Annotated in this window: 6 protein-coding genes; 3 read left to right on the top strand and 3 right to left on the bottom strand. The window is 63.2% G+C overall.

All coding sequences use genetic code 11. The annotated features are described in order from the left end of the window. Positions 1-356 precede the first annotated feature (356 nt). The 3 genes from Q0J75_RS12025 to Q0J75_RS12015 are packed head-to-tail and all read right to left on the bottom strand — an operon-like array spanning position 357 to position 3,884. Complete coding sequence (locus tag Q0J75_RS12025; RefSeq protein WP_297201636.1) at positions 357-2,108, bottom strand: NADH-dependent [FeFe] hydrogenase, group A6; 1,752 nt, start codon at positions 2,106-2,108, stop codon at positions 357-359. Further along, complete coding sequence (locus tag Q0J75_RS12020; protein ID WP_297201633.1) at positions 2,105-3,370, bottom strand: complex I 51 kDa subunit family protein; 1,266 nt, start codon at positions 3,368-3,370, stop codon at positions 2,105-2,107. Before Q0J75_RS12020 ends, Q0J75_RS12025 begins: the two co-directional genes overlap by 4 nt. Before the next feature lie 13 nt (positions 3,371-3,383). Next, positions 3,384-3,884, bottom strand: a complete 501-nt coding sequence (locus tag Q0J75_RS12015) for a complex I 24 kDa subunit family protein (RefSeq protein WP_297201630.1) — start codon at positions 3,882-3,884, stop codon at positions 3,384-3,386. A gap of 255 nt (positions 3,885-4,139) precedes the next feature. On the opposite strand from Q0J75_RS12015, the gene Q0J75_RS12010 reads away from it, so the two are divergent. From Q0J75_RS12010 to Q0J75_RS12000, 3 genes are read left to right on the top strand one after another with little or no spacing between them, the layout of a single operon-like run. Next, on the top strand, positions 4,140-5,657 hold the full coding sequence (locus Q0J75_RS12010) for a spore germination protein (protein ID WP_297201627.1): 1,518 nt from the start codon (positions 4,140-4,142) through the stop codon (positions 5,655-5,657). After that, complete coding sequence (locus Q0J75_RS12005) at positions 5,654-6,733, top strand: Ger(x)C family spore germination C-terminal domain-containing protein (RefSeq protein WP_297201622.1); 1,080 nt, start codon at positions 5,654-5,656, stop codon at positions 6,731-6,733. Before Q0J75_RS12010 ends, Q0J75_RS12005 begins: the two co-directional genes overlap by 4 nt. Positions 6,734-6,777: 44 nt before the next feature. Next, a complete protein-coding gene (locus Q0J75_RS12000; RefSeq protein ID WP_297201620.1) occupies positions 6,778-7,863 on the top strand; it encodes a GerAB/ArcD/ProY family transporter in 1,086 nt (361 codons plus the stop codon). Positions 7,864-8,053 lie beyond the last annotated feature (190 nt).

Below are 8,053 nucleotides of genomic sequence, written 5' to 3'. Positions count from 1 at the left end.
TTCTCACCACCTCCTCTATTTTATCTCATCTAAATGAAAAAGCCCAGCTTTCGCTGGACTTTTTCGACAGGCTGAAGGCCGGCGCGTCAGCGCCGGCCTTTTTAGTCTGTCGAAAAACGTTCCAATCAGGAAGCCTTGCAGAGTTCCGCCGCCCGCAGGCGGCGGAATCAAATGAAAATCCGTCCTTTCCGGGGACATGCGCCTCGGAAAGGACACTTCTCATGGCGGGTGGGGTGACAATTTCGCAAGAAATCGAACCCCATCCGTCATGCAACCCCATTGTCAAAAAAGACGGAAGGTCTTTTTTGACAATGTTCAGCGGCCGCCCCAATGGGCGGCGCTGGTTTCTATTTTGCTTACTCCAGGTGGGAGAAGTCGTGCTTCTTGGGACGGGCGTGATAGTGGGTGTGGAGCAGCTCGTGGGACCGGTGGGAGAGAGGCTGACCAAAGAACTCCTCATAGATGGTCTTGATCTCCGGGTTATCGTGGCTCTTGCGCAGAGGCAGAGACCGGTCGATCTCGTACAGCGCCTGGATACGGGCGTCCCGGACGGCGTTGTTGGTGCCGATGGGCTGTCCGCCGCCGCCGATGCAGCCGCCGGGGCAGGCCATGATCTCGATGAAGATATAGTCGGCCTCGCCGCTCTCCACACGGCGGATGATCTCCTCGGCATTTTTGAGGCCGTTGGCAATGGCTACCTTCAGAGGCGTGCCGTTGAGGTCAATGGTGGCCTCACGGATGGCGTTGACGTCGTTGCGCACCGCCTCAAACTCCAGCCGGGGCAGGGTCTGACCGGTGTACACCTCGTAGGCGGTACGCAGGGCGGCCTCCATCACGCCGCCGGTGGCGCCGAAGATGGCGCCGGCGCCGGTGCCAATGCCCAGGGGGGAGTCAAACTCGCCGTCGGGCAGGACGGACAGGTCCAGGCCCTCGTAGCGGATGAGCTTGGCCAGCTCTCGGGTGGTGAGGACATAGTCCACATCCCGGTAGCCGTCCCGGCCCAGCTCAGGCCGGCTGGCCTCATACTTCTTGGCGGTACAGGGCATGACGGACACCGAGACAATATCGTGGGGGTCCCAGCCCATCTTCTGGGCATAATAGGTCTTGACCACAGCGCCGAACATGCCCTGGGGGCTCTTGGCGGTGGACAGATTGTCGCACAGCTCGGGGTGATGCTTCTCCATGTAGGTGACCCAGCCGGGGGAGCAGGAGGTAATCATGGGCAGCTTTCCGCCGTTTTTGATGCGGTCCAGCAGCTCGCTGCCCTCCTCCATAATGGTCAGGTCGGCGGAGAAGTTGGTGTCAAACACCTTGTCGAAGCCCAGCATCTTCAGGGCGGTGACCATCTTGCCGGTGACGATGGCGCCGGGCTCCAGGCCGAACTCGTCGCCCAGGCCCACCCGGACGGAGGGGGCCACCTGCACCACAACATGCTTGCTGGGGTCCTGAATGGCCCGCACCACGTCGTTGGTGTTGTCCACCTCCACAATGGCGCCCACGGGGCACACCAGGGAGCACTGACCGCACAGCACGCAGTCGGTCTGGTCCATGGGCAGGTCAAAGGCGGTGGTGATCTTGAAGTCGCCGGAGCGGTTGGCGGCGGTGAGAGCCGCGCAGCCCTGGACCTCGGCGCACACCTTCACGCAGCGGCCGCACTTGACGCACTTGGAGGGGTCCCGCACGATGGAGGGGTTGTCAATGCGCAGAGGCTCGTTGGGGGAGATATTGGGCAGCTCCGGATTGAGGCGGTTGAATCGGCGGCACAGCTTTTGCAGCTCACAGTTGCCGTTGCGGGCGCAGGACAGGCAGTTCTGCTTGTGGTCGGCCAGAATCAGGTCCAGCACGCCCACCTGGGCGTCGTACACCTTCTTGGTGTCGGTGAAGACCTCCATGCCCTCCCACACCACGGTGGAGCAGGCGGCCAGCAGCTTGCGCTGGCCGGTGACCTCCACCATGCACATCCGGCAGTGGGCCTTGATGGTCTGGTCCGGGTGGTAGCACAGGTGGGGGATATCAATGTTCAGCATCTGGGCCGCCTCGATGATGCGGGTGCCGGCGGGCACCTCCAGCGGCATGTGATTGATGGTGAGATGTACCGTATTGCTCATCGGACCGCGACCTCCTCTTTGACGGCAAAGACTTCAGGGAAGCGCTTCATGGCGGACAGCAGGGCGGATTGAGCCGTCTCGCCCAGGCCGCACAGGGAAGCGCAGGACATGATGTCGGCAAACTTCTTCAGGGTGTCCACATCCTTCTGGGTGTGGGTGCCGGCGGCCACCTTGTCCAGCAGCATGGAAATGTGGCGGTTGCCCTCCCGGCAGGGGGTACACTGGCCGCAGCTCTCATGGGAGAAGAACTCCTGGGTCATGCGCAAAAAGCCGATGACGCTGGTGCGCTCGTCCACCACCAGCACCGCGCCGGAGCCGATGGCAGTCAGGTCGGCCTGCCGCATCCCCTTATAGGTGTAGGGGGTATCCAGCTGGGCGGGGGAGCAGATCCGGCCGGACGCGCCGCCCAGCTGCACCAGGCGCAGGGGATAGGCGTCATCCTCCATACCGCCGGCCAGGTCGTAGACGATCTCCCGGATGGTGATGCCGAAGGGGACCTCAAACACGCCGGGATTCTTTACGTTGCCGGACACCGAGATCATCTTGGTGCCGGGGCAGTCCTCGGTGCCCTGGCTCTTATAGTAGCCCTCGTCGTCCAGCAGCAGGGGAGCCACCAGAGACAGAGATTCCACGTTGTTGACGCAGGTGGGCAGGTGGAACACGCCGCACTGCTTGATGAAGGGGGGCTTCATCCGGGGACGGCCCGCCTTGCCCTCCACCGACTCGGCCAGAGCGGAGCCCTCGCCGCAGACGTAGGCGCCTGCGCCGGAGTACAGGTGGATGCGGTAGTTCAGCCCCGAACCCAGGATATCGTCCCCCAGATAGCCGGCCTGCTCGCACTGGGCGATGGCGGACAGCAGACGGGGACGCAGGTGGGAGTACTCCTCCCGCATGTAGATGTAACCGTTATCGGCCCCCACGGACCAGCCGGCGATGATCATGCCCTCCAGCAGCTGGAAGGGGTCGTTGGTGATGAGCTCCCGGTCCTTGAAGGTGCCGGGCTCGCCCTCGTCGGCGTTGCACACCACGCACTTGTGCTCGCCCTTGACCTCCCGGGCCTGGCGCCACTTGCGGCCCATATCGTAGGCCGCGCCGCCCCGGCCCTGCACGCCGTTGGCGGCCAGCACGTCGGCGATCTCGTTGCCGTCCATCTTCAGAGCCTTCCGCAGGGCGGTAAAACCGCCGATGGACTCGTAGTTCTTCAGGCTGTCCGGATCATATTTCCCGAAATTCCGGGTGATGAAACATACACGATTGCTCATAACCGGCACCCCCTTAATTGAGCTGCTGGAGCATATCCAGGATACGCTCCTCGCTGTCCAGATGGCCATACACCACGCCGTTTACCCGCACCGCGGGGGATACGTCGCAGGCCCCGAAGCAGGGCACCTTTTCAATGGAGAAGCGGCCGTCATAGGTGACCTCGCCCACCTCCAGATTCAGAAGGCGCTTGAGGGTCTCCACCAGCTTGTCGCTGTCCTTTACCCGACAGGGGGCGGAGTTGCACACCTCCAGGGTAAACTTGGCCCGGGGCTTGTCATGCAGGGCGGTATAGAAGGAGATGACGTCATAGACCTGGGTGGGCTTGACGCCCAGCTTCTGGGCCACATAGTAGGCGGCGGACTCGGGAATATAGTGCCGCTCCACGGCGGCCTCCACGTCCAGCAGGATGCCCACCAGCTGGGTGGCGTCCCCGTTGTGAGCAGCGATGATGCCGTCGATCTTGACCGCCAGCTCCTTGTCCAGGACGTCGGCGGCTTGGGTAAAGGGCTTCATAGGGGCTCCTCCTCTTTGTTAGAATTGCTCCACCGGAGCGGTGGGTTACTTACTGAAAAGTGACTAGTTCACCGGTTAAACCGTGGAGTTTTCCTCAGTATAACAATTCTTTTGGAAAATTGCAACAGTTGACTTCAAATTTGTATAAGACGGCGAAAACAGGGCAGGCTAAAAAAGTTCAGTTGGTCAAATTCGACGAATGAAAGCGGGAAACGGTCGAATTTGGGCCAAATACACGGCAGAGGAGGGCGCGTTATGGACCAGCGGCACACCGGGGGACAGACCCACCCCCATCCGCTGCGGGAGCCCCGGTATCCGGGGGCCATCACCTTGGCCCGGCTGGAGGAGATCTTCCGGGACTGTGTGGATTTCGTCCGGCGGACGGTATGGGTGGGGGACCAGCCGGGACGGTCCCTGACCCTGTGCTATCTCAGCGGCATGGTGCGGATGGAGCGGATCAGCGACTACCTGCTGCGGCCCATGGCCCAGGACCAGACCCTGGCCCAGTGCCCCGGCGTGGTGCAGATGATGGAGCGGATGCGGCAGGGGGCGCTGTACAACCTGACGGTGGAGGAGCGGGACCGGCTGGATCAGGTGGTTTTTGATCTGGTCAGCGGGTGGTGCGTATTCCTCTTTCCGGGGGAGACTACAGTGCTGTCCTGCTTTGTGGGTACTGAGGAAAAACGCTCGGTATCCGCCCCCGATAATGAGACGGTGCTCAAGGGGGCCAAGGACGCCTTTGTGGAGAGCATCCGCACCAATACAAGCATTGTTCGCCGCCATTTGAAGGCCCCCGAGCTGCGTATCCAGGAGCAGACCGTGGGGCGGCAGTCGGCCACGCTGGTGGATATTCTATATATAGAAGGGATCACCAATCCCCATCTGGTGGAGCAGGTGGCCGCCCAGCTGCGGGATATTGACATTGACGGGGTGTTTTCCACCGGGGCCATTGAGGAATATATTGTCCCAGCCGCCTCCACCCCCTTTCCCTTGATTCAGTACACCGAGCGGTCCGACCGGTTCTGTGCCGGACTGGCCCAGGGGCGGGTGGGGGTGCTCATCGACGGCATCCCCCTGGGCTATCTGGCCCCGGCGGCGCTGGGCAATTTTTTGCAGGCCCCCCAGGACAAGTCCTCCAACTGGCTGCTGGCCACAGTGCTGACGGTGCTGCGCTATTTCTGTATGTTTACCACCCTGCTGCTGCCCGCCCTCTATATCGCCATGGTCACCTTCCACCAGGAGATGATCCCCACCCGGCTGGCCCTTTCCATCATTGCGGCCAAGCAGAACGTGCCCTTCCGCTCCGCCTTTGAGGTCATCGTCCTGCTGCTGGCCTTTGAGATCTTGCAGGAGGCGGGGCTGCGGCTGCCCCAGTCCATCGGGCAGACCGTGTCTATTATCGGCGGTCTGGTGGTGGGCTCGGCGGCGGTGGAGGCCAAGATTGTCTCCCCGGCGGTGCTCATTGTGGTGGCGGTGGCCGGCATTGCCGGATACACCATGCCCTCCCAGGAGCTGGGGGGCGCTTTGCGGATCTGGCGGTTCGTGCTGGTGCTGCTGTCTAGCTGGGCGGGGCTGTTCGGTACCGTGATTGGGGCGGCGGTGCTCATCGTCCACCTGGCGGGGATCGAGAGCTTTGGGGTGCCCTATCTCACCCCCTTTGCCGTGGGCACCGGCCACAATCCCCGGGAGCATGTGCTGCTGCGGCGGCCCATGCCCCAGATCAAGGACCGGCCATCCGCCCTCAAGCCCCGAAACCGGAGGAAGCAGCGATGAAGAGAGTAGGGCTGTTGGTTTTAACTTTGATGCTCCTGCTCACCGGCTGCCGCCGGTACGCCGGGATTTTGCCCTATGCCCGGGAGATTGAGGACATGGAGCTGATCCGTACCCTGGGGGTGGACCAGGCGGGGGAGGATGAAGTGGCGGTCACCGCCTCCGGCGGCAGCTCCCAGGAGGAGACCGAGGTGGTGTCCAGCCGGGCGGGCACCATCAGCGCTGCCGTGCTGGCCCTTCAGGGGGAGGGCTCCTCCTACCTCTACTTCGGTCACGTTACCCAGTTGCTGCTGGGGGAGGGGCTGGCTCGGCGGGGGGTAATGGCCTCTCTGGACTATGTGCTCCGGGATGTGGAAATGCGCCTGGAGACCGCCCTCTACCTGGTGCGGGACGGCACCGCCGCCCGGGCCATCGGAGCGGCCGCCGCCGACGGTTCGGCCACCGACCGGCTGGAGGCGCTGGCCGATGACGCGGGCCTGACCGCCGGGTCCATGCCCCGGACGGTGAAGGACGTGCTGGCCGAGCTGGACCGGCAGGGGGCCTCCTTTCTCCCGGCGGTGCTGCCTGACAGCGGGCTTACCGCCGCCGGGTACGGCATCCTGAAGGACGGGGCCCTGGTGGGCTGGGCCGAAGGGGACGCCGCCCTGGGGGTCAACCTGATTTTCGGCAGGGTGGACGCCGACGTGGTGGAGGTAACCGCCCTCGATGGCACCAGGACTGCCCTGCGGGTGGTGGGAGCCGCCACCTCGGTAAAGCCGGTGTGGCAGGGGGATACCCTCACCGGGCTGAAGGTCCACTGTCAGGTGGAGGCCAATCTGGCGGAGGGGACCGCCATGCCGGACGAGGCCACCCTCACCGCGCTGGAAGAGGAGCTAGCCTGTACTGAGGCCGGACGGATGGCCCAGGCCCTGGAGCTGTCCCGGACCCTGGACGCCGACTATCTGGGGCTGCGGCACTCCGCAGCCTTTCGCACCCCCTGGCGGAAGGAGGCTCTGCTGGGGGAGAACGGCATGGCGGGGCTGACTTTGGAGGCCACCGCCCAGGCGGCCATCCAGCGCAGCTACCACGCCGACGGGTGAGGAGCGGCGGTCCCCGCCATTACTTTGATAGAGGAGATGATCCCGTGTCTGAGGACCGCGTTTCCCTGCGGCAGCTGCTGACCCTAACCTTTGCCGCCCTGCTGTCCCCTGCCATCCAGATTCTGCCCGGCCTGACCGCCCAGCGAGCGGGGACGGCGGGCTGGCTGGCCACCCTGGCGGTGCTGCCCCTGGCGGCTGGTCTGTGCTGGCTGCTGTGCTGGCTGTGCCGGGGTGAGCCGGGAGAGGGCGGTCTGCCCAATGTGGCGGAGAGAGTGCTGGGTACCTGGCTGGGGCGGGCGGTGTGTCTCCTCTATTTATTATGGGGGCTTTATCTGCTCTCCGCCAATGCCCGGCAGGTAGCGCTGCGCTTTCTCACCATCAGCTACCGCAATTCCCCCATGCTGCTCTTTCTGCTCACGCTGCTGGGGGTGACCTTCTGGCTGGTGCGTAAGCCGGTGGGAGCGCTGGCCCGGGCGGGGGAGGTCTTTTTTACCGCTCTGACGGTAGGGTTGGCCCTGTCTTTGATTTTGGGGGCCTTTCAGGTGGACTCCGCCAATCTGCTGCCGGTGTGGGTGGAGGACCTGCCCGCTGTGGGCTCGGCCACGCTGCCGGTGCTGGGGCTGGTGGGATATGTGGTGTTTGCCGCCTGCCTGGGGGCATATGTAAGGCCGGAGGAACAAGCACGGCGCAGGGCTGTGCGGTGGGGAATCGGACTTTGCCTTGCACTTACCGCTTTGCAGGTGGTGTGCCTAGGCAATTTCGGCCCCGGTCTGGCGGTACGGATGGACACCCCCTTTTTTATGATGGTAAAAGGCATAGGCTTTGAGGGTACCTTTCAACGGGTGGAGTCTGTCATTATCGCTTTGTGGGTGTTGGCCGATCTGGCCCTGCTGGCCCTGCTGGCCTGCGCCTGTTCCGTTCTGGCACAGAAAACCTTTGCCCTGCGCCGCCGCCGTACCGCCGTGCTGCCGGTGGTTTTGGTGGCAGCGGCCGGGGCGGTATGGCTCTTTCCCAATGCCTTTGCCCTGGACCAGGCCCTGGAGGGACCGGTGCTTTGGGGCGGTCTGCTGCTGGGTTTTGGCCTGCCCGCCCTACTGGCGGTGGTCAAGGTATTGAGAAGAATACCCTAGCAGAGGGTATTTTGTGGTGGAGTAAACCGAACAGCCACTATATATAGAGATCAAATGGCCGGGAGAAAAAAGTCGAAAGAAAAGTGAAAAAAGGTGTTGACAAATGGGGGAGTGAGTGGTATTCTATCTGAGCGCCTTGCGAGAGGGCATGAAAATCTAACCGGATCTGGGAGAAACCGAGCGGAACGCC

It is taken from the genome of uncultured Flavonifractor sp. (assembly GCF_944385615.1).
Lineage (GTDB): Bacteria > Bacillota > Clostridia > Oscillospirales > Oscillospiraceae > Flavonifractor.
This window is presented reverse-complemented; position numbering and strand designations above follow the sequence as displayed.

What these genes read in the sequence shown, in the direction of transcription:
- Q0J75_RS12015 (WP_297201630.1), bottom strand. Translation starts at nt 3,884, where the DNA reads ATGAAGCCCTTTACCCAAGCCGCCGACGTCCTGGACAAGGAGCTGGCG.
- Q0J75_RS12025 (WP_297201636.1), bottom strand. Translation starts at nt 2,108, where the DNA reads ATGAGCAATACGGTACATCTCACCATCAATCACATGCCGCTGGAGGTG.
- Q0J75_RS12020 (WP_297201633.1), bottom strand. Translation starts at nt 3,370, where the DNA reads ATGAGCAATCGTGTATGTTTCATCACCCGGAATTTCGGGAAATATGAT.
- Q0J75_RS12005 (WP_297201622.1), top strand. Translation starts at nt 5,654, where the DNA reads ATGAAGAGAGTAGGGCTGTTGGTTTTAACTTTGATGCTCCTGCTCACC.
- Q0J75_RS12010 (WP_297201627.1), top strand. Translation starts at nt 4,140, where the DNA reads ATGGACCAGCGGCACACCGGGGGACAGACCCACCCCCATCCGCTGCGG.